Origin of the sequence: Poseidonibacter parvus, from assembly GCF_001956695.1 — a bacterium.
Classification (GTDB): Bacteria; Campylobacterota; Campylobacteria; order Campylobacterales; family Arcobacteraceae; genus Poseidonibacter; species Poseidonibacter parvus.
Map to the genome: position 1 here is coordinate 840,305 of NZ_CP019070.1, position 22,711 is coordinate 863,015.

The 22,711-nt window shown below is 26.8% G+C and carries 25 protein-coding genes; 13 read left to right on the forward strand and 12 right to left on the reverse strand.

Features of this window, described 5'->3' with window-relative positions:
- Positions 1–21 precede the first annotated feature (21 nt).
- A complete protein-coding gene (gene argH / locus LPB137_RS04115; protein ID WP_076084737.1) occupies positions 22–1,413 on the forward strand; it encodes an argininosuccinate lyase in 1,392 nt (463 codons plus the stop codon).
- 41 nt (positions 1,414–1,454) lie between these two features.
- On the opposite strand, the gene LPB137_RS04120 is transcribed toward argH, so the two are convergent.
- Complete coding sequence (locus tag LPB137_RS04120) at positions 1,455–2,360, reverse strand: chemotaxis protein CheV (protein WP_076084739.1); 906 nt, start codon at positions 2,358–2,360, stop codon at positions 1,455–1,457.
- Between the two features lie 62 nt (positions 2,361–2,422).
- Positions 2,423–3,073 (reverse strand): ThiF family adenylyltransferase, encoded by a 651-nt coding sequence (locus tag LPB137_RS04125; protein WP_076084741.1) that lies wholly within the window; start codon positions 3,071–3,073, stop codon positions 2,423–2,425.
- A gap of 60 nt (positions 3,074–3,133) precedes the next feature.
- Between LPB137_RS04125 and greA the strand changes: the two genes are divergently transcribed.
- From greA to LPB137_RS04150, 5 genes are read left to right on the forward strand one after another with little or no spacing between them, the layout of a single operon-like run.
- Positions 3,134–3,619 (forward strand): transcription elongation factor GreA, encoded by a 486-nt coding sequence (greA, locus tag LPB137_RS04130; RefSeq protein ID WP_076084743.1) that lies wholly within the window; start codon positions 3,134–3,136, stop codon positions 3,617–3,619.
- A complete protein-coding gene (argC, locus tag LPB137_RS04135) occupies positions 3,619–4,623 on the forward strand; it encodes an N-acetyl-gamma-glutamyl-phosphate reductase (RefSeq protein ID WP_076084745.1) in 1,005 nt (334 codons plus the stop codon). Before greA ends, argC begins: the two co-directional genes overlap by 1 nt.
- Entirely contained in the window at positions 4,613–5,311 is a 699-nt protein-coding gene (locus LPB137_RS04140; RefSeq protein WP_076084747.1) for a UDP-2,3-diacylglucosamine diphosphatase, read from the forward strand. Before argC ends, LPB137_RS04140 begins: the two co-directional genes overlap by 11 nt.
- Complete coding sequence (locus LPB137_RS04145; protein ID WP_076084749.1) at positions 5,308–5,853, forward strand: hypothetical protein; 546 nt, start codon at positions 5,308–5,310, stop codon at positions 5,851–5,853. The genes LPB137_RS04140 and LPB137_RS04145 overlap by 4 nt, the downstream gene beginning before the upstream one ends.
- The gene (locus tag LPB137_RS04150; protein ID WP_076084752.1) at positions 5,854–6,711 is read left to right on the forward strand and encodes a DUF808 domain-containing protein; all 858 of its coding nucleotides are present in this window, start codon (positions 5,854–5,856) and stop codon (positions 6,709–6,711) included.
- Positions 6,712–6,714: 3 nt separating this feature from the next.
- Here the strand turns inward: LPB137_RS04150 and LPB137_RS04155 are convergent, their stop codons facing one another.
- The gene (locus LPB137_RS04155) at positions 6,715–8,310 is read right to left on the reverse strand and encodes a sensor histidine kinase (RefSeq protein ID WP_076084754.1); all 1,596 of its coding nucleotides are present in this window, start codon (positions 8,308–8,310) and stop codon (positions 6,715–6,717) included.
- Positions 8,303–9,172, reverse strand: coding sequence for a transporter substrate-binding domain-containing protein (locus LPB137_RS04160; protein WP_197682250.1), 870 nt, complete (start codon positions 9,170–9,172; stop codon positions 8,303–8,305). Before LPB137_RS04160 ends, LPB137_RS04155 begins: the two co-directional genes overlap by 8 nt.
- Before the next feature lie 170 nt (positions 9,173–9,342).
- Here LPB137_RS04160 and uvrB point away from each other — a divergent pair, with 170 nt between their 5' ends.
- Entirely contained in the window at positions 9,343–11,316 is a 1,974-nt protein-coding gene (uvrB, locus tag LPB137_RS04165) for an excinuclease ABC subunit UvrB (RefSeq protein ID WP_076084759.1), read from the forward strand.
- 18 nt (positions 11,317–11,334) lie between these two features.
- Complete coding sequence (gene nth / locus LPB137_RS04170; protein WP_076084762.1) at positions 11,335–11,982, forward strand: endonuclease III; 648 nt, start codon at positions 11,335–11,337, stop codon at positions 11,980–11,982.
- Between the two features lie 41 nt (positions 11,983–12,023).
- Here the strand turns inward: nth and LPB137_RS04175 are convergent, their stop codons facing one another.
- Positions 12,024–12,422: a hypothetical protein gene (locus tag LPB137_RS04175; protein WP_076084765.1), complete on the reverse strand. Its 399-nt coding sequence runs from the start codon at positions 12,420–12,422 to the stop codon at positions 12,024–12,026.
- Positions 12,422–12,670 (reverse strand): hypothetical protein, encoded by a 249-nt coding sequence (locus tag LPB137_RS04180; RefSeq protein WP_076084768.1) that lies wholly within the window; start codon positions 12,668–12,670, stop codon positions 12,422–12,424. Before LPB137_RS04180 ends, LPB137_RS04175 begins: the two co-directional genes overlap by 1 nt.
- Positions 12,671–12,811: 141 nt before the next feature.
- Between LPB137_RS04180 and LPB137_RS04185 the strand changes: the two genes are divergently transcribed.
- Positions 12,812–14,797, forward strand: coding sequence for a TonB-dependent receptor (locus LPB137_RS04185; RefSeq protein ID WP_076084771.1), 1,986 nt, complete (start codon positions 12,812–12,814; stop codon positions 14,795–14,797).
- A 10-nt stretch (positions 14,798–14,807) separates the two neighbouring features.
- Here the strand turns inward: LPB137_RS04185 and LPB137_RS04190 are convergent, their stop codons facing one another.
- The 5 genes from LPB137_RS04190 to folD are packed head-to-tail and all read right to left on the reverse strand — an operon-like array spanning position 14,808 to position 18,287.
- Positions 14,808–16,034 carry an HD domain-containing protein gene (locus LPB137_RS04190; RefSeq protein ID WP_076084774.1) on the reverse strand — a complete coding sequence of 409 codons (1,227 nt, stop codon included), beginning with the start codon at positions 16,032–16,034 and terminating at the stop codon, positions 14,808–14,810.
- Entirely contained in the window at positions 16,031–16,162 is a 132-nt protein-coding gene (locus tag LPB137_RS14710; RefSeq protein WP_272936866.1) for a hypothetical protein, read from the reverse strand. Before LPB137_RS14710 ends, LPB137_RS04190 begins: the two co-directional genes overlap by 4 nt.
- A 22-nt stretch (positions 16,163–16,184) precedes the next feature.
- A complete protein-coding gene (gene rpiB / locus LPB137_RS04195) occupies positions 16,185–16,640 on the reverse strand; it encodes a ribose 5-phosphate isomerase B (RefSeq protein WP_076084777.1) in 456 nt (151 codons plus the stop codon).
- A complete protein-coding gene (gene lepB / locus LPB137_RS14015; RefSeq protein ID WP_083657104.1) occupies positions 16,641–17,426 on the reverse strand; it encodes a signal peptidase I in 786 nt (261 codons plus the stop codon).
- The gene (gene folD / locus LPB137_RS14020; protein ID WP_083657106.1) at positions 17,427–18,287 is read right to left on the reverse strand and encodes a bifunctional methylenetetrahydrofolate dehydrogenase/methenyltetrahydrofolate cyclohydrolase FolD; all 861 of its coding nucleotides are present in this window, start codon (positions 18,285–18,287) and stop codon (positions 17,427–17,429) included.
- Between the two features lie 159 nt (positions 18,288–18,446).
- Here folD and LPB137_RS04205 point away from each other — a divergent pair, with 159 nt between their 5' ends.
- The 4 genes from LPB137_RS04205 to LPB137_RS04220 are packed head-to-tail and all read left to right on the forward strand — an operon-like array spanning position 18,447 to position 21,069.
- Entirely contained in the window at positions 18,447–18,983 is a 537-nt protein-coding gene (locus tag LPB137_RS04205) for a 50S ribosomal protein L25/general stress protein Ctc (protein WP_076084780.1), read from the forward strand.
- A 9-nt stretch (positions 18,984–18,992) separates the two neighbouring features.
- Complete coding sequence (gene pth, locus LPB137_RS04210; RefSeq protein WP_076084783.1) at positions 18,993–19,544, forward strand: aminoacyl-tRNA hydrolase; 552 nt, start codon at positions 18,993–18,995, stop codon at positions 19,542–19,544.
- Position 19,545: 1 nt separating this feature from the next.
- Positions 19,546–20,613 (forward strand): LptF/LptG family permease, encoded by a 1,068-nt coding sequence (locus LPB137_RS04215; protein ID WP_076084786.1) that lies wholly within the window; start codon positions 19,546–19,548, stop codon positions 20,611–20,613.
- A gap of 9 nt (positions 20,614–20,622) precedes the next feature.
- Positions 20,623–21,069, forward strand: a complete 447-nt coding sequence (locus LPB137_RS04220) for an NUDIX domain-containing protein (protein ID WP_076084789.1) — start codon at positions 20,623–20,625, stop codon at positions 21,067–21,069.
- Here the strand turns inward: LPB137_RS04220 and LPB137_RS04225 are convergent.
- Positions 21,066–22,700 (reverse strand): N-acetylmuramoyl-L-alanine amidase family protein, encoded by a 1,635-nt coding sequence (locus LPB137_RS04225; protein ID WP_076084792.1) that lies wholly within the window; start codon positions 22,698–22,700, stop codon positions 21,066–21,068. The two genes, LPB137_RS04220 and LPB137_RS04225, sit on opposite strands and share 4 nt — an antisense overlap.
- Positions 22,701–22,711 lie beyond the last annotated feature (11 nt).

The following is a 22,711-nucleotide window of genomic DNA, read 5'->3' on the forward strand; positions in this document are numbered from 1 at the left end:
TTTTCATATATAGGAAAATAGATGTCAAATCAAAATAATCAAATATTAAAAAATACAAATGCACAAATTCTTGATGAATTTAACGCTTCAATTATGTTCGATAAAGAACTTTATTCACAAGATATAAAAGGTTCAATTGCACACTCACAAATGTTATGTGAACAGGGTATTTTAACAAAAGAAGAACAAGAAGTAATAGAGTCTGGTTTACTACAAGTAAAAGATGAAATCGAATCTGGAAAGTTTGAATTTTCACTAGCTTATGAAGATATTCATATGGCAGTTGAAAATAGACTAACTGAAATAATAGGAGAACCAGGAAAAAGACTTCATACAGCAAGAAGTAGAAATGACCAAGTAGCAACAGATTTTAGACTTTATGTTCAAGAAAAATCACTTTCAATAAAAGAGCAATTAAAACAACTTGTTGATACTTTTGTAAATGTTGCTTCAAAACACACAGATACTTTAATTCCAGGAATGACACACTTGCAACATGCACAACCACTTAACTTTGGTTATCATATGCTAGCTTATGCAAATATGTTTAAAAGAGATTTTCAAAGATTTGAAAGTTCATATGAAAGAAACAACTATTCACCTTTAGGAAGTGCAGCACTAGCTGGAACTCCACATAATATAAATAGACAAAGTACAAGCGATAAACTAGGATTTACTGCACCAAGTGCACATGCTATGGATACAGTTTCAGATAGAGATTTTGCACTAGAAATTTTATTTAATATCTCAACTTCAATGATGCATGTATCAAGAATTTCTGAAGAGCTTGTAACTTGGTCTTCTTATGAGTTTCAGTTTGTTAGAATGAGTGATGAGTATGCTACAACTTCATCAATTATGCCTCAAAAGAAAAACCCTGATGTACCTGAGCTTTTACGTGGTAAAACGGGAAGAGTTTATGGAAACTTGATTTCATTATTTACTGTTATGAAAGGTTTACCATTAGCTTATAATAAAGATACCCAAGAAGATAAAGAGGGTGTTTTTGATTCTGTAAGAACTATTGAAATTTCTTTAAAGATTTTAAATGAAGTAATAAAAACAATGATTGTAAATGTAGATAAAATGGAAAATGCTTGTAAAATTGGGCACTTAAGTGCAACTGATTTAGCAGACTTTTTAGTTCAAAAACAAAATATGCCTTTTAGAACTGCATATTATATTACAAAAGATGTAGTTGAAAAAGCTAATAGTTTAAATAAAGATATTAGTGAATTAACTGTTGAAGAAATTAGAGAATCAAATGATGAAATTAAAAATATTGATGAAGAAATTGTTATGTATTTAGATTTAAGAAATTCTATGAACGCTAGAACATCAATAGGTGGAACATCAACAAAACAAACAGAAAATCAAATAGAAGATTTTAAAACGTGGTTAGAAAAAAACTAAACTAGAAGATTATCTTCTAGTTTAAAATTAATTTTAATAGTTTATAGTAAGAATTTTTTAGTTAATTCAAATAAGTTAGGAATATCAGTTTTTCCAACAAAACCATCAACACCAATTTGATCCATTTTCCCTCGTACTGCATCTGTCGTCATAGAAGAGTTTACAACTACAGGTATGTGACTAAGTTTAGAATTTGTTTTAATAAATGACGCTACTTGATATCCATCTGTTCCAGGCATTTCAATATCTGTTATAATTAGACCAATTGAATCTGGGTCTAATTCTTCAACTCTTTTTATAAGTTGTGTACCATTAGTATATATCTCATACTTAACACCAGTTTTTTTGAAGAAGCTATTTAATACTTCTCTTGCAACTCCTGAATCTTCAGCTGCTAGTATTACTTTTTCAGAATTAAGTTTACCATCTACATATTTTTGTAAATCATCTTCTCCATCATCAGTCCAACCAATATCTCTTAATAATTGTTCTGCATTAAAAGTAGTACATAGTTCATCTTTATCTTGAACTTTTACATAAGTTGTATAAGTGATTTTTGAATTTGTTTCTTCTGTATGTCTTAATTGATCTGTAGTTTTTTCTACAATATCAAGCATATCTTTTACTAGGAAACCTATTTTTTTATGATTAAATTCACAAAAAATAATTAATTTATAATCATCAACAGGTAAAGCTTTTAATCCTAACCATGCATCTAGGTTTATTAAAGTTACTGGTTCTCCTCTAATTGTTGCAATTCCTGCGATTACATCAGAGTCAGTTGGAGTATCATTAATAGCTACTTCATTAGTGATAATAAAGGCTTTTACCTTTGCTATATTAATTGCGTAAATATTATTGTGACCAGTATAAAACACTGCTAACTGTTGAACATTTCTTAAATGCGCTTGTGTCATTTGTTCAACACTACCACTAATTCCGCTCATATTAATCCTTTTAGTTCTTTAGTAATCTATTATATATGTTTTATTCTTTAAGTAACTTTAAGTTATTTTTTCATTTTACTAAGTATTTTTTGTATAGTCACAGAAGCCATCATTAAACCAAATGAACCCGTAACTCCCTCAAAACTACCTTTTTCAATACATAAAGGGTTTTCAGATGAAAAAATTACTTTAAACTTTTTCTTAAATCCTTTTTGCTTTAATTCTGTTCTTATCTTTCTTATAAATGGATCATTAAAAGTATCCCAAATTGATTTATATTCAATCTTACTTGGATCTATTCTTTTAGCTCCTCCACTTGTTGTAATAATCTTTTTATAGTGTCTTTGGATTAAATGAACCTTTGGTTTTACATCATCGATTGCATCTAAAATATAATCATAAGATGAAAAATCAAACTCATCAATCCATTCAGTTGTTATTCTTTCATTTATTGCTATAACATTTGGATATTTTTCTTTCATAACATCAACTTTAACTCTACCAATATTTCCAACACTTCCTAATTGTCTATTCATATTTGATTCTTCATAAGTGTCAAAGTCAACAATGGTAATATTTGTTATTCCAGTGTTATAAAGGGCATCAAGTGCAAAACTTCCAACACCTCCAACACCTAAAAGTAATAATTTGGTATCTTGAAATTTATTAAATGTCTCATCACCAAAAAGCTTTTTTGTTCTATCATATTTCATCTAAACTACTCTTTTAAAAATTTTCGCTATTATATCATAAATTAAAGATTGGAGATGTTGATGGATAAAGAGCCAATGACAAATGTCGGATACGAAAAAATTACAGGAGAATTAGATTTTCTAAAATCAAAAGAAAGACCTGAAACAGTAATTGAACTTGATGAAGCAAGACAATTAGGAGATTTAAAAGAAAATGCAGAATACCATGCTGCAAAAGAAAAACTTGCTCTTATAGATTCACATGTTGCTGAATTAGGTGCAATTATCTCTAAAGCTGTAATTATTGATCCAGCAACACTTCCACATAATAAAATAAGTTTTGGTTCAACAATGGAATTAGTTGATGTTGAAACGGATGAAGAATTTAAATATGCAATCGTAGGTGGAGTTGAAGCTAATGTTGATAAAGGTTTAATTTCATTTAACTCTCCTTTAGCAAAACAACTATTAGGAAAAGAAGAGGGTGATGAAATTAGAGCATCTCTTCCAGGTGGAATTAAAACTTTTGAAGTTTTAAGTGTAAAATTTGAGGAATTAAAAATATAATGAACGTAGCAATTATTGGAGCTAGTGGTTATACTGGCTTAGAATTAATTAAATTACTTTTAACTCATCCAAAATTTACTATCACTTATATAGCAAACTCAACAGGGGATATAAATGTTCAAGATTTACATCCTTGTTTAAAAGATGTTTTAAATATTGAAGTGTCAAAAGCAAATGCTAATGATGTTGCAGCAAAAGCTGATTTAGCATTTTTAGCACTTCCTCATAAAACTTCAATGTCTTTTGCCAAAGAGTTATTAGCTTTAGATGTAAAAGTTGTTGATTTATCAGCTGATTATAGACTAGAACTTGATACTTACGAAGAGCATTATTGTGCTCATGAGGATAAAGATAATATTCCAAATTCAGTATATGGATTACCTGAATATTATAAAGAAGAAATTTCAAGTGCAAAGCTTGTAGCAAACCCAGGATGTTATCCTACTGCTTCACTTTTAGCTTTATTACCTTTTGTTGATTATATTGAAGAAGGTACACAAGTATTTATTGATGCAAAATCTGGAATAAGTGGAGCTGGTAAAAAACTAACAGAACTTGCGCATTTTGCAAATTTAAATGAAAATATGATGGCTTATAATCCTTTCAAACATAGACATATGCCAGAAATTGAAGAAAAAATAAAATTAGTAAAAAACAAAGAGTTTCAAATCAATTTTGTGCCTCAGTTAATTCCTGTTACAAGAGGAATGCTAATTTCAGTTTATGCAACATTAAAAGATGAAGTTAATGTTGAAGAAATCTTAGAAGAAACATACAAAAACAATGAATTTGTAAGAGTTAGAAAAAGTGCTGTAGATATTAAATCAACAGCTGGAACAAACTTTTGTGATGTTTTTGTAGCTAGAAATAAAAAGGCATTATTCATAAATTCATCTATTGATAACTTATTAAGAGGCGCATCATCACAAGCTGTTGTAAATGCAAACTTAATGTGTGGGTTTGAAGAAAATGAAGGAATCCCTAAATTAGCTTATGTTCCTTAAACTTCAAGACAATGCTATTTTTGTAGCAGATTCTCACTACAACTTAAAGAATAAAGAGTTTTTAGTCTTTTTAGAACAATTAGATTCTAAGAAGATTGAATGCTCACAACTTATTTTAATGGGTGATAACTTCGATTTTTTATCAGGTGAAAGTAAATACTTTATAAAACAAAATGAAATATTAATACAGCTTTTAAATAAACTGTCTTTAAATATAGAAATATTTTATTTAGAAGGTAATCATGATTATAATTTACAAAAACTCTTTCCTCATATTCAAGTTTTAAAAAGAGAAGAGCAACCACTTCTTGGAAAATATAAAGATAAAACACTTGCTTTATCTCATGGTGATAATTTTATTAATTGGCAATATGATTTATATTGTTCAGTAATTAGAAATCCTATATTATTAAAGTTTTTAAATATGATTGATTTTGGAAATTTTATTTCTAAAAAAATTGATTCTTCACTATTAGGTAAAAATATCTGTCATAAAATGAAAGATTTCAATTTATTAGTAAAAAAAAGAATTAATAATTATAAAAGTGATATAATTATTGAAGGTCATTACCACCAAGGCTCAACTTTTGAGTTTAAAGATAAAAAATATGTAAATATTCCTTCTCTTTGTTGTGATAAAAAATATATAAAAATAATCAATTATGAATTCATAGGAGTAAATATATGAATACAATTTTAGTAATAGGAATACTTATATTATTAATTATATGTATTTCTTTACTCGTAATTTTATTAAATATTAATAGTAAGAAAAAAAATAAATCAAATAAGAATAAAATAGATTATGAAAAATCTGATTACAAAAAATTAAATTTTTCAAATATAGAGATTCCTAAAAAAATTGAAAGAATGGATGAATACTCTTTAAATAAAGCCGCAAGAGTTGTATTTGATTCTTTTAAATCTTTAGATTATGTAAGTAAACCAGCCTCAAGCCTTGATAAAATAGAATGGCATACTTGGCAAGTTTCTTTAATAATGGCTTTAATTAAAAAAAACAAAGGTTCTTTTGTTCCCAATAACAATGAATTATTTCATGAGTTAATTACTAATATTAATAATGATTTATTAGTTAATGAAACTCAAAAGATTATAAATAAATTTAATAATAAGGTTGATGTTTTCAAAGGTAGAGAAGAATTATCTCAAGATATTGTATGGTCTAGTAAAGATGTATCAATTTTATTTTATTATATGGCAAGGCATTAAATGGCATCAGGAATATTTGCACTTTTAGATGATATAGCAATATTAGCAGATGATATTGCAGTTAGTACAAAAATAGCAACACAGAAAACAGCAGCAATACTAGGTGATGATTTAGCAGTAAATGCTGAAAAAGCAACTGGCTTTAAACAAGATAGAGAATTAAAAGTAATATGGGAAATAACAAAAGGTTCTTTAAAAAATAAAGCTATAATCTTACCTATTGCTTTTATTTTAAGCTCTGTTGCTCCTTGGTTGATTACTATAATTTTAGTATTAGGTGGTTTATTTCTTTTATATGAAGGTGCTGAAAAAATAGAAGAGTATTTTCATAAAAAATCAAATAATAATGATGAAGAAATTTTAAAGAATTCAACAAATGAAAATATTGTAGAAATAGAAAAAGAAAAAATTAAATCAGCTGTTTTTACAGACTTTATACTTTCTATTGAAATAATTGTATTAGCACTAACTACAGTACTTGATAAACCTTTAACAACTCAAATTATATCTACAACTATAGTTGCGTTAATAGCTACTTTTGGAGTATATGGAATAGTGGCATTAATTGTACGAATTGATAACTTAGGTTTTTGGTTTATTAAAAAAGAAAAAATTAGTCTTGGAAACTTCTTTATTGCATTAATGCCTAAATTAATAATGGTACTATCAATAGTTGGTACAGTTGCTATGATACTTGTTGGTGGCGGGATTTTATCTCATAATATTGATTTAATACATCATTTTTTACCAACATCTATTCCTTCAATTATAAATGATTTGGTATTAGGCCTTATTATTGGCTTTATTGTTTTATTTGTGGTTCATAAGCTAAAAGGATTAAGAAAAACATTTTCATAAAAATCATTTAATTGGGAGTGTAATTATGAATTCTACTCCCTTTTGATTTTTACTTTTATATTTGTAACTTAAATTATTTGTATTGATTGTTCCTTTCATTCCTTCAACAATTAAACTATAAGTCATATGTAGTCCAATTCCTGTACCTTGTAATTGATGCTTTGTTGTAAAATAAGGTTCAAAAATTCTAGGTAAGACCTTATCATCTATTCCCCCTGCATTATCTTTTATTTTTATAATTGCTTTATTATTTTCAATACTTGTTGATATAAAAACAAATTTATTTTTGATATTGTTTTCTACAAAAGCATCTTTAGAGTTATTAAATATATTTATAAAACATTGTATAAGTTCATTTGGATATCCCATTATTTCAATATTAGAACTTGTATCTAAAATAAGATTTATCTTATGGTTTTTTACAACACCTTCAACTAAGTTATTAAAGTTATTAATATTTTCATTTAATAAAAATTTAGTTTTTTGTCTATCTCCTAGAATAAAATTTCTAAAATCATCAATCGTTTTTGAAAGGTATTGTGCATTGATATTTATATTTTCACATGTTTCATAAAAAGATTCGTCATTTAGCACTCCATATTCTTTATTTACTTTCATACCTGTAGCACCTGCTGATATTACAGATAGTGGTTGTCTCCATTGATGAGCGATATTTGATATCATTTCTCCCATAGCTGCCATTTTTGATTGTTGAAGCATAACTTTTACTATATTTTTTTCTTCATTTAATTTAATGTTTTTATTATTTAATAAAATTAAGAAATATAAAACTACTAATATTGGTAGAGCAAGTAAAGCTAAAAATAGTACAAACCATTTAGAAAAAAAACTTCTGTTTGTATTTATTTGATTTATTCCACGTAGAATAAAAGGTGTATTTTTAATATTAATATCAAAATAACTATTTTTATTAAGTGAAGATAAATCATTTTCTAAATAACCTTCCATAGAGTATAAAGCTAAAGTATTATCTAACTGTATTAGTTTTTTAAAGATAGTATTTATATTAATTGAGGCAATTATTTTTGCAGTTGATTGATTTTTAAAATAAATATTCTTGTATAAATATACATCAATTTTATTTTCATTTTTTTTGATTATAAATCTTGCTTCATTATATTCAGCATCTTCTTTTAAGTCCAAGTTTTTTAAATCTATAAGATTGTCTATATTACTTGTAGATAATACTTTATTATCTTTTGTGTATATATTGATTTCTTTAAATGATTTAATTCCGTTTATATTTTTTATATCAATATTGTATTTTAATATTCTATCAATTCTTAATAAAGAAGCTTTAAGTCCATATTGCATCGACATACCTAAGTCTTTATTCTGAAAATATGTATAAATTTCTTTCTTATTACTAATATCATTAAAATCTTTTTTAATAGAATTAAAAAAGTATTCTAGGGTTACAGCTTTAGTTTTTATATGAGATTGTATTTCTTTACTTTGATACTGTTCAATCTTTTTTTGATCTAAATATGTAGTTGATATTAATAATAGTATATAAGCAATTATAAGTAAACCACCAATAATAATATATAAATTTTTTATCCTAAAGGATTTAATCATTTTTAAAGAAATCTCCATAATAATAGAATATATCTGGATAGTATTTTTTTACTAAATCATTATAAGTTCCATCTTTTTTAATTTTTTCTAAGTAGATATTAAATTCTTTAAGTAGTTCTGGTGAATCTTTTCTAAATCCTACTGCCATATTTTGTTTTTTTGATATTGGACCTATTACTTTTATTAATCCTGGCCATTTTTCTAAAGCAACAAGTGCATCTGGAACATCTAATAAAGTCGTTTCTGCTTTCCTACTCATAATTGCTGGTACTAATTCATTTAGTTTTATTTCTTTTGATTGTAATAAGATTTTAGCATTTGTATTTTTTAAATTATATAATCTTGGATCTAAGCAAGTGTCTTCAATAGCTAGTACAGTTTTATCTTTTATGAAACTTTTTACCTGTTTTATGTCTTTTTGTATATCTCCAGAAGGTTTGATTGGATTTAGCTTTGATTCTGCTCTTGCGATTAACCAAACTCCAGAAGGAAATGTTGGTTTAGAAAAATTCACAACTTCTTCTCTCCAATTTAAAATAGTTAATCCACTAGCTATAACATCACCTATAATTGGTGTATTATCTAAAAGTTTAAGACCATTTTCACTATTTTTAGCATGTTGTCCTGTTAAATCTCCAAAGAATTTTTCTAAGTTTGAAGGAACAAATTTATAATTTACATTTAAATGTTTAGCGAAGCCTTTCATAACTTCTACTGATAATCCATCACCTGAACCTGTTACAAAGTTTGCATAAGGCATTCCTAAATGTCTTAATTCACCTTTTTGTTTTATCTCTTTTAAGTCATAAGAAAACAGTGAAGATGAAAAAATTAATATAATAATTATTAATTGGGATGACAATTTTAATATGGTGAACCTTGTATGAGTGTATTAGTTGTATTTTACATCTTATTATATAAAAGATAACTTTTATAAATAATATAAAAATATAAGTAAGTGATATATAAAAGAATTCATAATTAAATCTTAGCTATAATCACAGAAAATAATTCTAAATAAAAGGATTTATTATCACAAAATTTGAAGTAATAAGTGAATATACTCCTTCTGGAGATCAACCACAAGCAATTAAAGCTTTAAGTGATTCTCTTGATGCGGGAAATCAATACAATACTCTTTTAGGAGTAACTGGTTCTGGTAAAACTTATACAATGGCAAAGGTAATTGAAAAAACTCAAAAACCAACGCTTATTATGACACATAATAAAACACTTGCTGCTCAGTTATATTCAGAGTTCAAACAATTTTTTCCAAATAATCATGTTGAATATTTTATTTCATATTATGATTATTATCAGCCGGAAGCGTATATTCCTAGATCTGATTTATTTATTGAAAAAGACTCATCTATAAATGAAGAGTTAGAACGATTAAGACTTAGTACTACAGCATCGCTACTTTCTTTTGATGATGTTATTGTAATTGCATCAGTTTCGGCAAATTACGGTTTAGGGAATCCTGAAGAATACCAAGCAATGGTTCAAAGACTTGAAGTTGGTTTTGAATATTCTCAAAGAGAATTACTGCTAAAACTTGTAGAAATGGGATATAAAAGAAATGATAAATTTTTTGATAGGTCTGATTTTAGAGTAAATGGTGATGTAATTGATATTTATCCTGCATATTATGAAGATGAATTTATTAGAGTTGAATTCTTTGCTGATGAGGTTGAATCTATTACTAAACATGAGTATTTAACAAATAATAAAACTCAAGATTTAAAAGAGATAATTATTTATTCTGTTAATCCTTTTGTTGTATCAAATGATAAGCTTTCTGTTGCTGTAAAGCAAATTGAAGAAGAGTTAGATGAAAGACTTAAAAACTTAAAAGAACATGATAAATTAGTTGAGTACCAAAGGTTAAAACAAAGAGTTGAATTTGATTTAGAAATGATTGAAGGAACTGGAATGTGTAAGGGAATTGAAAATTACGCTCGACATTTAACTGGTCAAAAACCAGGAGAAACACCATACTCTTTAATGAACTATTTTGAACAAATTGATAAAGACTTTTTACTAATTGTTGATGAATCACATGTTTCTCTTCCACAGTTTCGTGGGATGCATGCAGCTGATAGGTCTAGAAAAGAAGTATTAGTTGATTATGGTTTTAGGCTTCCAAGTGCTTTGGATAATAGACCTTTAAAATTTGATGAGTTTATTAAAAAAGCTCCAAGCTTTCTTTTTGTAAGTGCAACACCAAATGAACTAGAACTTGAGTTAAGTTCAGTAGTAGCAGAGCAAGTTATAAGACCAACAGGTTTAGTTGAACCAGTAATTGAAATTATGGATTCAGAATTTCAAGTTGAAAAACTTCATGATGAAATAAAAAGAGTAATTGCAAAAAATGAAAGAGTTTTAGTAACAGTGTTAACTAAAAAAATGGCAGAAGAATTAGCTTCATACTACAGTGATTTAGGTATTAAAGTAAAATATATGCACTCTGACATTGATGCAATTCAAAGAAATCATATTATTAGACAATTAAGACTTGGCGAATTTGATGTATTAATTGGAATTAACTTACTTAGAGAAGGTTTAGATATCCCAGAAGCTTCCCTAATTGCAATACTTGATGCAGATAAAGAAGGATTTTTAAGGTCACGTACTGCACTTATTCAAACAATGGGTAGGGGTGCACGTAATGAAAATGGAAAAGTAATTCTTTTTGCAAAAAGAATTACAGATTCAATGCAGTTCGCAATTGATGAAACAAATAGAAGAAGAAAAATTCAAGAAGCTCATAATAAAGAACATGGAATAACTCCAAAATCTACTAAGAGAAAATTAGATGATAGTTTAAAACTTGAAGAGTATGATGAACTAGCTTGGAAAAAAGAAAAAGTTGAAAAAATGCCAGCTGCTGAGAGAAAGAAAATTTTAATTGAATTAAATAAACAAATGAAAAAAGCCTCTCATGATTTAAACTTTGAAGAAGCAATTAGATTAAGAGATGAAATAGAAAAAATTAAGAAAATTTAAAAGATATAAAGATTTGATATGAAAAAAGCCACAAAAAAAGAAATAGAAATACTTAAAGTTGCCTTTGTAGAAAAGTATGCAGATGCGGTAACAGAGCTAGATTATAAAAATGATTATGAGCTATTAATAGCTATTATACTTTCAGCACAGTGTACGGATAAAAGAGTAAATATAATTACTCCTGCATTATTTGAAAAGTATCCAAGTGTATATGAGTTAGCAGATGCTTCACTTGATGATGTAAAAGAGTTACTAAAATCATGTTCATTTTTTAATAATAAATCAAAAAATATTATAAAAATGGCACAAAGTGTTATTGATAATTATGATGGAGAAATTCCCCATATTCAAAAAGAGCTAATGAAATTAGCAGGTGTTGGGAATAAAACTGCAAATGTATTTATGATTGAGTTTGAGGGTGCAAATTTAATGGCTGTTGATACACATGTATTTAGAGTTGCACATAGACTTGGATTATCTGATGGTAAAACAGTTGAAATTACTGAAGCTGATTTAGTTAAAAAACTAAAAGGTCATGATTTACATATTTTTCATCAAGCAATGGTATTATTTGGAAGATATATTTGTAAGGCTGTTAAACCTGATTGTGATAATTGTTTATTTCCACAAGTTTGTAAAACAAAAAAGAGTTTTAAACCTGGGTGATAATAAGTTAGGATTATATAAAATAAAGTATTATTAATACTTTATTTTAATCTACAATTCTCATTGTATTTTTTGAAAATATATTCATCTTCAATTTTTTGAACTTCAACATTTTTTGCTTCACAAACATATTCTTTATCATTCTTTTTTATGATATATAAAAAATCATATACAAATTTTGTACTTCTTAAAACTTCAAAATTTACTTGTGTATAGGAAAGTTTAGAAATTTCAATATTTTTTTCTTGTAAGTAATTTGCTTTAAATGCATTTGGTAACTTTTGTTCTTGTGAATTATTGTAGTACGTAATTGCTATAATTATAGCTGTTATTATTACAAAAAAGATAATAAAATCTTTTTTAGTAAATGATCTTTTAATCTTATAAATTATGTATATCAACACTGCTAAAATTATTAACGAAAATAGAATTATTTGCATTATTTAACCTTTTGTAATTTATTTTTGTATTCTGTTTTTGACAAGTATTTACCCATACTTGGTCTTTTACTCATAAATTCATCTTCTTCTATATTTTGTTGTTTTAATACTTTTTTTGCTTGCATTCTAGAATTTATATTATTCGAAGTTGTAGATAAATTTTTGATTAAACCTGGTTTTAGATTATTTAAAATTGTTAATACAGTTTCAATATTTTTATCATCAATATCTAATGTTATTTTACTCAAATGATTTCCTTTTTATTTTTGTAATTATATCTCATCTTAGCAAAAAATTAAAATTAATTAGTTAACAAAGATAAATAAAAGTTAACAGAAAATTAACAACTCTTTGAGATAATTACGAATAAATTATTTTAAGGAACTTTAATGAAAAAAATTATTGGTTTATCTTTATGTTGTGCAAGTATTATTTTACATGCAAATGAGACTCAAACTTTAGAAACTATAAATGTAGAAGAAAAAGTAAATACAAAAATAGTAAAAGATGTTAGTAATGAACAAATCAAAAGTGCTGATTTAGCTGAAGCACTTACTAAAAATATTCCTTCAATTTCAATTGTAAGAAGAAGTGGTATTGCAAATGATATTATTCTAAGAGGTCAAAAAAAAGATAATATCAATATCTTAATTGATAATGCAAAAATATATGGAGCATGTCCAAATAGAATGGATCCTCCTACATCTCACATTTTATCAAATAATATTGAAAGTGTAAAAGTTATTGAAGGTCCTTATGATGTAGAGAACTTTGGAACACTTAGTGGAAATGTAATAGTAAAAACAAAAGAACCAAGTAAAGAAGTAAGTGGTGAGATAAATCTTGGTGCTGGAAGTTTTGGATATAAAAAAGCTAGTGCTAGTATTAGTGGTGGAACTGATAAATTTAAAGTTCTAGTTTCAACTTCTATAGAAAAAGGTGATCAATATGAAGATGGAAATGGCAATGACTTCTTAGAACAGCAAATTCAAAATGGGATTACAACTTCTCCTAATCCTTTGGTTAGTGGAAGAGCTTACTCAGAAAGTAATTTAGAAGCTTTCGAAAAAAAAACATTATTAACAAAAGTGGTATATAATATAGATGATAACTCAGAAGTAAAGTTATCATATACAGCAAATAGAAGTGATAACGTTTTGTATCCTAATACTCCAATGGATGCTGCTTACGATGACTCAAATATTTATTCAGTTGCTTATGTTGCTAGAGATTTAGGTGATTTTTCTAAAGATTTAAATATAAATTATTCCTATTCTAATGTTGACCATCCAATGGATACGTCTTTGAGATTAGCAGGACTTACAAATTATACTACTAATCATATGAATTCATCAATTTGGGGAACAAAAATAAAAAATAGTATGGAAGTTGCAGACTCTTTAGTTACTATTGGATTAGATACTAGTGTAAGAAATTGGAAAGGAAATAGTTACTCAACTTCAGTAGCTACTGGAATAAGCACGCCAATAGCTACTACTTTGGCTTCTACAGATACTACAAATAAGGCAATTTTCACAGAAATAGAAAAATCATTTGGTGAATTAGATTTAGAAGCAGGGCTTAGATATGATTATACTGATATAGATTCAATTAATTCTACTAAAACTGATAGAAAATATACTGCTTTAAACGCAAATATTTTTGCTATTTATAATGCAGATGAAAATACTAAATATTTTGCTGGAATTGGAAAATCATCAAGAGTACCTGATGCAAGAGAATTATATTATGGTGGGAATAATAATGATTTAGAAGATACTAAAAACTATGAAGCTGATATTGGTTTTGAAAAAACAATAGGTAGTTTTAACATTAGAACAAAAATATTCTATTCTGTATTAAAAGATTATATTTACAGTAAAAATGGAACAGGAATTTTTGAAAATGTTGATGCAAAAATTTATGGTATTGATGTAAGTGGGTTTTACTATATGAATGATGAATTCTCGATTGATTATGGTCTTGCTTTCCAAAGAGGTAAAAAAGATGAAAGTCTTAGCGGACAAAATGATAAAGATTTAGCTGAAGTTCCACCATTAAAAGCAAATATTGCATTAAATTATGAATTTGATAGTTCAAAAATTACTTCAGAAATTATTGCAGTTGATAGATGGGATAACTACGATAGTGATAATGGAGAACAAGAGTTAGCTGGATATGCTGTAGTTAATTTAAAATATAACAATAAACTAAATAAAAACTTTGGATTTACATTAGGGGTTGATAATGTTTTAGATAAAACTTATGCAAGTACAAACACATATAATGACATTAAATACATAGGTGTTGGAGATACTGAATTACTAAACGATCCAGGAAGATATTTCTACGCAAACTTAAAATATAGCTTTTAAAAGCTATATTTTAATCAAAATCTATTCTAACTTGAGTTTGTCCAGTCGTACCAAACTCTTGGTCAATATTGTTTGCAATCTCTTTAAAATCAATTCCTTGAATTTCTTTTAGACTTTTTAAAATCTCTTTTTTCCCATTTATAAGTTCTTTTGATTTAATACCATGAGAAATAGATAAACTAGCTTCAACAAATGCTGATAATTTATCACACTGTTTTAAAGCAAGTCCATCAATAGGATTGTATTTGTTTTGATTATATTTTGATACATCATCTACAACTTCAATTTTATCTTCATAGATTTTATTTTCAAACTCTTCTTTTTTACCATCATAAAGTCCTAAAATATATGAAAATTCATTATGTAACTCCTCTGGTACATTTGGTAAAATATCATCTTCAATTTTTTCTAATTCATACTCAGCAATAATATCTGATAATTCATCCACGCAATATTTTACTGGTGTTATTATATCTCTTGTTAGTGCTTCTGGTAAATCATGAAACAAAGCGGTAAAGAAGTTATTTTGAATTCTTTTATCACAAGCATTTACATCAATTGAGAAAAAGTATCCAAATATTGCAACTGTTAGCATATGACCTAAAACTGATGTTTCAGGAACTCTTGGAGTTTGTGCCCAACGTTTTTGAAATCGAAGTCTACCACTTAAATCAATAACTTTTGCAAGCTTTTTATTTAAAGCAATTTTTCTAACACCAATTAATTCATAATAATCTTCAATTTCTTCTTCAACACTTTTTTTAACATCTTCAATATCTGTTAAAAATTGACTGGTTTGATAAACAATTGAAAATTCCCATTTAGTAGCTAAGTAAGAAGCTGCTTTTAAGATAAATCTCTCTTTTTTATAAATCTCAGGATTATTTAAATAGTCTTCAAATTTTTGTAAAAATGTTCCATTGTCTATATCTTTTAAAGAAGGTGATAGTTTTGAGATAACCCAAGTGTTTATCTCTTTAGATTTTTTTTGTAAGGCTTTTCTAAATACGTCAGGTCTAATATCAGTTACAACTACACGTCTTAGAAACTCAAAAATACCTGCTTCTATTAAGTGTGTATAGTTTACATCTTTTTCTAGTTTTGCAATAAAATATGCAATGATAAACTTATGAGCTTGTTTATCAAGCTCAACAAGTTCTACCATTCTTGGATAATCATTCCATCTTTGGATTGATGCAGAAGAGAAAATTGAATCAATTATTTTTGAATTAATCAATTTTTATCCTTAGGCTTATTCTTTTTAGTATCTTCTTTATCATTGGAAAAAAACATCATCTTTTTTCCAAGAAGTATTAAGATAACAACTACAAACATCATTAAATATATTTGCCAAGGTTCTCTCATTAATTATCCTTTTTTAATAAATCTAAGCTCTACAACTTCCTATTTTACTAATAGCATTGATTTTTTCAACTCTACCTTCATGTCTCCCACCTGCAAATGATGAATCATTCCATGCATCTACAATAGCTTCAACCATACCAAATCCAGAAACTCGCTCACCTAAACAAATCACATTTGCGTCATTATGTTCTCTTGCCATTTTAGCTGAGTATTCATTATGACAAAGTGCTGCTCTAATTCCATCAAATTTATTAGCAGCCATGCTCATTCCAATTCCCGAACCACAAATTAAAATACCTTTGCTTCCTTCATTTTTAAGAACATTTTCACATACCTTTGCTGCAAAATCTGGATAGTCAACTCTATCTTTTGTATTTGGTCCTAAATCAATAACTTCATGACCTCTTTTTTCAAATAACTCTTTTACATAAGCTTTGATATCAATACCTGCGTGATCTGCACCAATATAATATTTCATTTAGTATATACCTTTTTCATGATTTATTTCTATATTTTTTGTATTCATTTTTTCTTCAATTGTATCAACTTGTTTTAATACTCTATCCCATCTAATTTCTTTTTCATCATTCCATGAAAAATAAATAACCCAAGGAGTTCCAACTACAAACTTATAAGGAACAGTTCCCCAAAATCTAGAATCATTTGAGTGGTCTCTATTATCACCCATCATAAATGTTTCATCTTCAGGAACCATAATTGGCATCATATTAAATAATTCACTTGGATTTAATCCATTATTTACAACACTTGGATCATTGTGAATACCTGGATGTTCTTTTTTATATGGATTTACAACCCATAATTTATCACCAACTTCAATAATACTATCTTTATCATAATTAGCTTTTACATACTCATTACCTTCTTTTGGATGAAGTAACAAGTTCTTGTCTTTTAATGCAACGATGTCTCCACCCGTTGCTACTGCTCTTTTTACATAATGAATAGCTTCATTTTTTGGATATCTAAATACTACAATATCTCCACGTTTTGGTCTAGGACCTTCAATTAAATGGCCATTGTCATTAAAATCAGGAAGCATTTTAACTTCTAACCATGGTATTCTTGGTACTGGAATTCCATATGAAAACTTTTTTACAAAAAGCATATCACCAATTAAAAGAGTGTTTTTCATAGATCCACTAGGAATCACGAAAGCTTGTGCAATAAATGACATAATCACAAGAACTATAACAATAGTTCCTGTCCATGTTGATGACCAATTGTAGATTTTTCTAAACATTTATTTAGCTTCTCTTTTTTCTCTTAAATTTGCAGCTTTAACTGTATTTTTAAGAAGCATTCCAATAGTCATTGGTCCAACTCCACCTGGAACTGGTGTTATAAATGATGCTTTTTCTTTACAATCTTCAAAATCTGCATCACCTGTTAATTTTCCAGTATCTAGTCTATTAATACCAACATCAATTACAACAGCACCTTCTTTTATCATATCAGCTTTTAAAAGATGAGGAACACCAACTGCAATAATTACAATATCAGCAGCTAAAGTCTGAGCTTTTAAATCTTTTGTTTTTGAATTACATACAGTTACAGTTGCTTTTGCATTGATTAAAAGTGATGCCATTGGTTTACCAACAATATCAGAACTTCCAATAACACAAGCATTTTTACCAACTAAGTCAATTCCATACTCTTCAAACATTCTCATAACACCAAATGGAGTTGCTGGTAAAAATGAATCTAAATTTGAAACCATTCTTCCTACATTGTAAGGATGGAAACCATCAACATCTTTTAATGGATCAATTGCTTCAAGAACAACAGTTGTGTCAATATGTTTTGGCAATGGTAATTGAACTAAAATACCATCTAATGATGGGTTTTCATTCATTCTTTTAATTGTCTCTAATAACTCATCTTGAGTAATAGTATCTGGCATTTCATGTACAACAGAATAAATGCCAGCATTTTTACAAGATTTTGCTTTACTAGCTACATATGTAGCACTTGCAGCATCGCTACCAACTAAAATAACTGCTAAACCTGGAGTTATGTGTTTTTCTTTTATAAGTTCTTCAACTTCAACTTTTACTTCATCTTTAATTTTATTCGATAATGCTTTTCCATCTAGTAATGTCATGGGATTGAACCTTCTAATAATATGTTTTATAATGTAGATGATAATAGCTAAAATTCAATTACAAAAAGTTAAATTAAAAGTCATAATATAGATTAATAAAAAATTTAGCAAAATTTAAATATAATTGCGCCCTAAAATAAAAATACAAAAGGATCGTTTATGTTAGAGGGTATCGTAAGAGATAGTATGACAAAACAAGCAACTAAAACTTTAAGAAGAGATGGTTATTTAATAGCTAATATCTATGGAAAAGGTTTAGAAAATGTTTCAACTGCATTCAAAAAGAATGAGTTTATCAAATTTTTAAGAACAAAAGAAACTATCGCATTTGATGTTACAGTTTCAGGAACAGTTTATAAAGTAGTAGTACAAGAGTACCAAAAATGTCCATTAACTTCAGATTTATTACATGTTGATTTAATGGTTGCACAACCAGGTGTTATTGCATCTTATAAAGTTCCAGTAATTGGAACAGGTACTGCAATTGGTATTAAAAACAAAGGTCTTTTAATGACTCACACTAAAAGAGTTCCTGTTAAATGTACAATTGAAAATTTACCAGAAAACATTACTATTGATGTAACTGATTTAGATACAGGTGATAATGTATTAATTAGAGATTTAAACTTACCAGAAACTGTTAAATGTTTCTTAGATCCAAGAGTTCCAGTAATTGGTATAATTAAAGCTAAGTAATTTAACTTTATGCATCTAATAATTGGTCTTGGAAATATAGGTGAAAAATATCAGCTAACAAGACACAATGTAGGATTTATGGTTATCGATGAGATGACCAGAAATCTTGCAACTACAAATATAAATAAATCAAACTTTCAATCTACACTTTTAAAATCAGGTTATAACTTATTTTCAAAACCAACAACATATATGAATAATTCTGGTGTTGCAGTTCATTCGATTATGGAATATTATAAAATTGATATTGAAGATATTATTGTAATTCATGATGATTTAGATTTACCTTTTGGTACAGTTAAGTACAAAATAGGTGGAGGACATGGTGGTCATAATGGATTAAGATCTATTGATGCACATTGTGGAAAAGAATATATTCGTGTAAGAATAGGAATTGGAAAACCTCAAAACAAAAGTGATGTTGCGAATTATGTACTTAGCAACTTTTCAAAAGAAGAATTAAATAAACTACAAGATATAATAACTCATACTATTAAAGCGATTGACGCACTTAAAACTGAAGAAATTGATCAGGTAAAATCCAAATTTACATTGAAATAAAATGAGCATATTAACAAGATATATTTTAAAAAAGTATTTATTAAATTTTATTGTTGTCCTAATCTCGCTTGAACTATTTTTTGTTGGAATTGATTTCTTGCAAAATTTTAAAAAGCTACCAGATTCTGCGAATTTACAACTTTTATACGTATTATATAATGGCTTTTTTACTTTAACATTAGCACTACCTTTATCTATTGTTTTTGGATGGATAGTTACATTAGTGATATTTATTAAAAACAATGAATTAGTAGCTTTTAATGCACTTGGTAGTAGAAGTAAAGATATTTATGCTCCTGTTGTAAAAATATCACTATTTCTAATATCTTTATTGATTTTAATGCAAGCGACTCCTTTAGCTTACTCTTATGATCAGAAAAGAAAAATTTTACATGATGAATATTTTACAAGTACAAAAACTGATATTTTTTTAAAATATAATGATAACTATGTATATTTTAAAAAACTTTTACCATTAGAAAAGAAAGCAGAAGGTATACATATTTATAAGGTAAAAGATAAAGATATTGTACAATCAATTGTTGCAAGAAATGCATATTTTCAAAATAATAAATGGTATGTAGTTGATGCAAAAATTATAAATAAACCTTCACAATTAGATTTAGAAACATCAAGATTAGATATTAAATATGAAAAGTTTTTAAATACTCTAGAAGGTTTTAAACCAAAAATTCTTGATAATGTATATGAGTCAAAATCAAATTTCTCTATACTTGATGCAGTATCTGCATTGGTTTTATTGTCAAACCAAGGTATTAACACTGATAAAATTAGAGCTGCTTTATACAATCAAGTTGTTGTTTCTTTTTTTGTAATACCAATACTTTTATTAGTATTTGCCTACGCTTCATTAAATAGTAGGTTTTTTAATATGGGTAAGTTTACATCTTTATCTATTTTTGGAACATTGATTGTTTGGGGTGTATTTTTTATGCTTTACAAGTTTACAAATGGAGGAATTACAATTCCTGAAGTATCAATTTTATTGCCTTTTATCTTATGGATAATTGGTTCTTTACTATTTTACAAAAAGAAAATGAATTCTTAGAAGGTAATTATGAAATCACATATTAAAGCATACGGTATTGTTCCTTATCTTGTTACAAAAGATGATATAAAAATATTATTATGTAAATCTATCGCTAGTAAGGAAAAATGGGGATGTTTAAAAGGTCTTAAAGAAAAAGATGAAAACGCTTATGAATGTGCTCAAAGAGAATTATTTGAAGAAAGTAGTATAAAAGTTGAAATAGGATTATTTGAAGATTATTTTGAACAAATAAACTTAGAAAAAGATATTGGTATTTGGTTAGTTAATGCTTCAAATATTGAAAACATAAATGAAATGTTTTTTGATGATAAACTAAAAAACAATTTTTTATCTTGGGAGAATTCAAAAGTAAAATTCTTTTCTATTTATGATTTACCAAATATAAGAAAGAAACAAATGACTTTAATAAAAGAGATAAAAAGTTTTTTAAAGAATAAAAAACTTCATCCCTAGTCAAATCTTGATTTCATTTCAAAATAAGCATCAATACCATTAGCCATTCCTTGTGCTAATAACTTTTGATAAGCACTATTATATAGTTTTCTACCTTCTTGTGGATGTGAAATATATCCAAGTTCAACTAGTATCGATGCTTGTGGAGCATCTAATAATACCCAGAATGGTCCTGGTCTAGAACCTTTATCTTTTACTTTATGTTTTGTTCGTACAGATGCTAGCATCTCTCTTTGTACATCAATTGAAAGTAATCTTGAGTATCTAAGTTTAGGACTATTCAATGATGATAAAAAGGCTTGAGTATTAGAGTTACTCATTTTTCTTATATCAGATTTATTCTCTTTTGCTGCAACTCTTTTTGCTCTTTCAGTTTTTGCAGGACTTAAGTAATATGTTTCAATACCACTTACTTTTGCTGCATTTTTTTTAGCAACTGAGTTTGCATGGATTGATACAAATACATCTGCATTTTTTCTTAATGCTAAATCTGTTCTTTTCCCAACTTTAATAAACTCATCTTTACTTCTAGTTAAATAGACTTTGTGTCCACGTTGTTTCAAAATAGTATATAAATATTTGGCTACTTTTAAAGTAACAACTTTTTCATATTTCTTGTTTGATCCAACTGCACCTGGATCATGTCCACCATGTCCTGCATCAATTACTATAGTTTTACTTTGGAAGTTTTTATATGGAGTTGTTTTTACTTTTTTAGTAGTATTAGAACTTTTTGAAATCCCAGAGATTTTAATCGTTAATTTTCTTTTATTTAAAATATAGTAAACTTTTAAATTCTTCTTATCTGAAATTCTAATTCTCGTTTTATCTTTATCTTTTGAGGAAACAATAATTCTTCTTAATCCATCTATTGATAATTTAATTGGTTTTGTATATTTAAACTTACCTTTTAAATCAAAAACATCTTCATAATATCCATTGTTTTTATATGCTACATAAGCTAGATCTTTTTTTGAAAAGTTTTTATTAAATTCTATTACTATAGAGTTGTCTTTTGTATTTATTGATCTTATTTCATTATCATTATCTATAAAATTATTTGAACTTTGATTTTCTTTTATTGGAACGATTTCTTTTTTAATTTCTTTTTTAATTTCTTTTTTTACTTGTTTCTTATTATTTAAATCACGTATATTTATGATTATTTGTTTTTCTTTTACTGTATAAAATGTTTTTAAATTCTTTTCATTTGCTAATACAATCCTAAGTGTTTTAGCCTTAAATTGACCTATTGATATTTTCTTAATATTTTTTATTTTTAAAACTGTAGGCTGTGCATCTTTAAAATTACCATTTATATCAAATACATCTTTGTAAATACTTCCTTGATGTAGTTCAAAAAATCTTATATAATCTTTTGATATCTTATTGTTAAAGTTAATAATAATGGAGTCATTTTGAGTATAAACCGATTTAATCGTATATTTACTATTTGAATTTGTAGAAGTTGATTTTTGAGTAGTTTTTCTATCTCGTTTTCGTAGTATTTCTAATTTCTTAACATCAGGTGTAGTATTTTTATTTAGTTTTTTTCCTAATACAATAAGTTTTTCTAACTCTTGTATTTTTGCAGCATTATCTTTTCTAAGCACTGCTTTTAAGTAAGCCATTTTAGCAGCAC

Bases quoted from the DNA above. Each gene is read 5' to 3' on its own strand.
- rpiB (WP_076084777.1), bottom strand. From the start codon at position 16,640: ATGAAATATTATATTGGTGCAGATCACGCAGGTATTGATATCAAAGCT.
- LPB137_RS04205 (WP_076084780.1), top strand. From the start codon at position 18,447: ATGTTAGAGGGTATCGTAAGAGATAGTATGACAAAACAAGCAACTAAA.
- LPB137_RS04185 (WP_076084771.1), top strand. From the start codon at position 12,812: ATGAAAAAAATTATTGGTTTATCTTTATGTTGTGCAAGTATTATTTTA.
- LPB137_RS04175 (WP_076084765.1), bottom strand. From the start codon at position 12,422: ATGCAAATAATTCTATTTTCGTTAATAATTTTAGCAGTGTTGATATAC.
- LPB137_RS04145 (WP_076084749.1), top strand. From the start codon at position 5,308: ATGAATACAATTTTAGTAATAGGAATACTTATATTATTAATTATATGT.
- LPB137_RS04220 (WP_076084789.1), top strand. From the start codon at position 20,623: ATGAAATCACATATTAAAGCATACGGTATTGTTCCTTATCTTGTTACA.
- LPB137_RS04140 (WP_076084747.1), top strand. From the start codon at position 4,613: ATGTTCCTTAAACTTCAAGACAATGCTATTTTTGTAGCAGATTCTCAC.
- LPB137_RS04150 (WP_076084752.1), top strand. From the start codon at position 5,854: ATGGCATCAGGAATATTTGCACTTTTAGATGATATAGCAATATTAGCA.
- LPB137_RS04225 (WP_076084792.1), bottom strand. From the start codon at position 22,700: ATGGCTTACTTAAAAGCAGTGCTTAGAAAAGATAATGCTGCAAAAATA.
- LPB137_RS04215 (WP_076084786.1), top strand. From the start codon at position 19,546: ATGAGCATATTAACAAGATATATTTTAAAAAAGTATTTATTAAATTTT.
- pth (WP_076084783.1), top strand. From the start codon at position 18,993: ATGCATCTAATAATTGGTCTTGGAAATATAGGTGAAAAATATCAGCTA.
- lepB (WP_083657104.1), bottom strand. From the start codon at position 17,426: ATGTTTAGAAAAATCTACAATTGGTCATCAACATGGACAGGAACTATT.
- LPB137_RS04125 (WP_076084741.1), bottom strand. From the start codon at position 3,073: ATGAAATATGATAGAACAAAAAAGCTTTTTGGTGATGAGACATTTAAT.
- nth (WP_076084762.1), top strand. From the start codon at position 11,335: ATGAAAAAAGCCACAAAAAAAGAAATAGAAATACTTAAAGTTGCCTTT.
- LPB137_RS14710 (WP_272936866.1), bottom strand. From the start codon at position 16,162: ATGAGAGAACCTTGGCAAATATATTTAATGATGTTTGTAGTTGTTATC.
- LPB137_RS04155 (WP_076084754.1), bottom strand. From the start codon at position 8,310: ATGATTAAATCCTTTAGGATAAAAAATTTATATATTATTATTGGTGGT.
- folD (WP_083657106.1), bottom strand. From the start codon at position 18,287: ATGACATTACTAGATGGAAAAGCATTATCGAATAAAATTAAAGATGAA.
- argH (WP_076084737.1), top strand. From the start codon at position 22: ATGTCAAATCAAAATAATCAAATATTAAAAAATACAAATGCACAAATT.
- greA (WP_076084743.1), top strand. From the start codon at position 3,134: ATGGATAAAGAGCCAATGACAAATGTCGGATACGAAAAAATTACAGGA.
- argC (WP_076084745.1), top strand. From the start codon at position 3,619: ATGAACGTAGCAATTATTGGAGCTAGTGGTTATACTGGCTTAGAATTA.
- LPB137_RS04120 (WP_076084739.1), bottom strand. From the start codon at position 2,360: ATGAGCGGAATTAGTGGTAGTGTTGAACAAATGACACAAGCGCATTTA.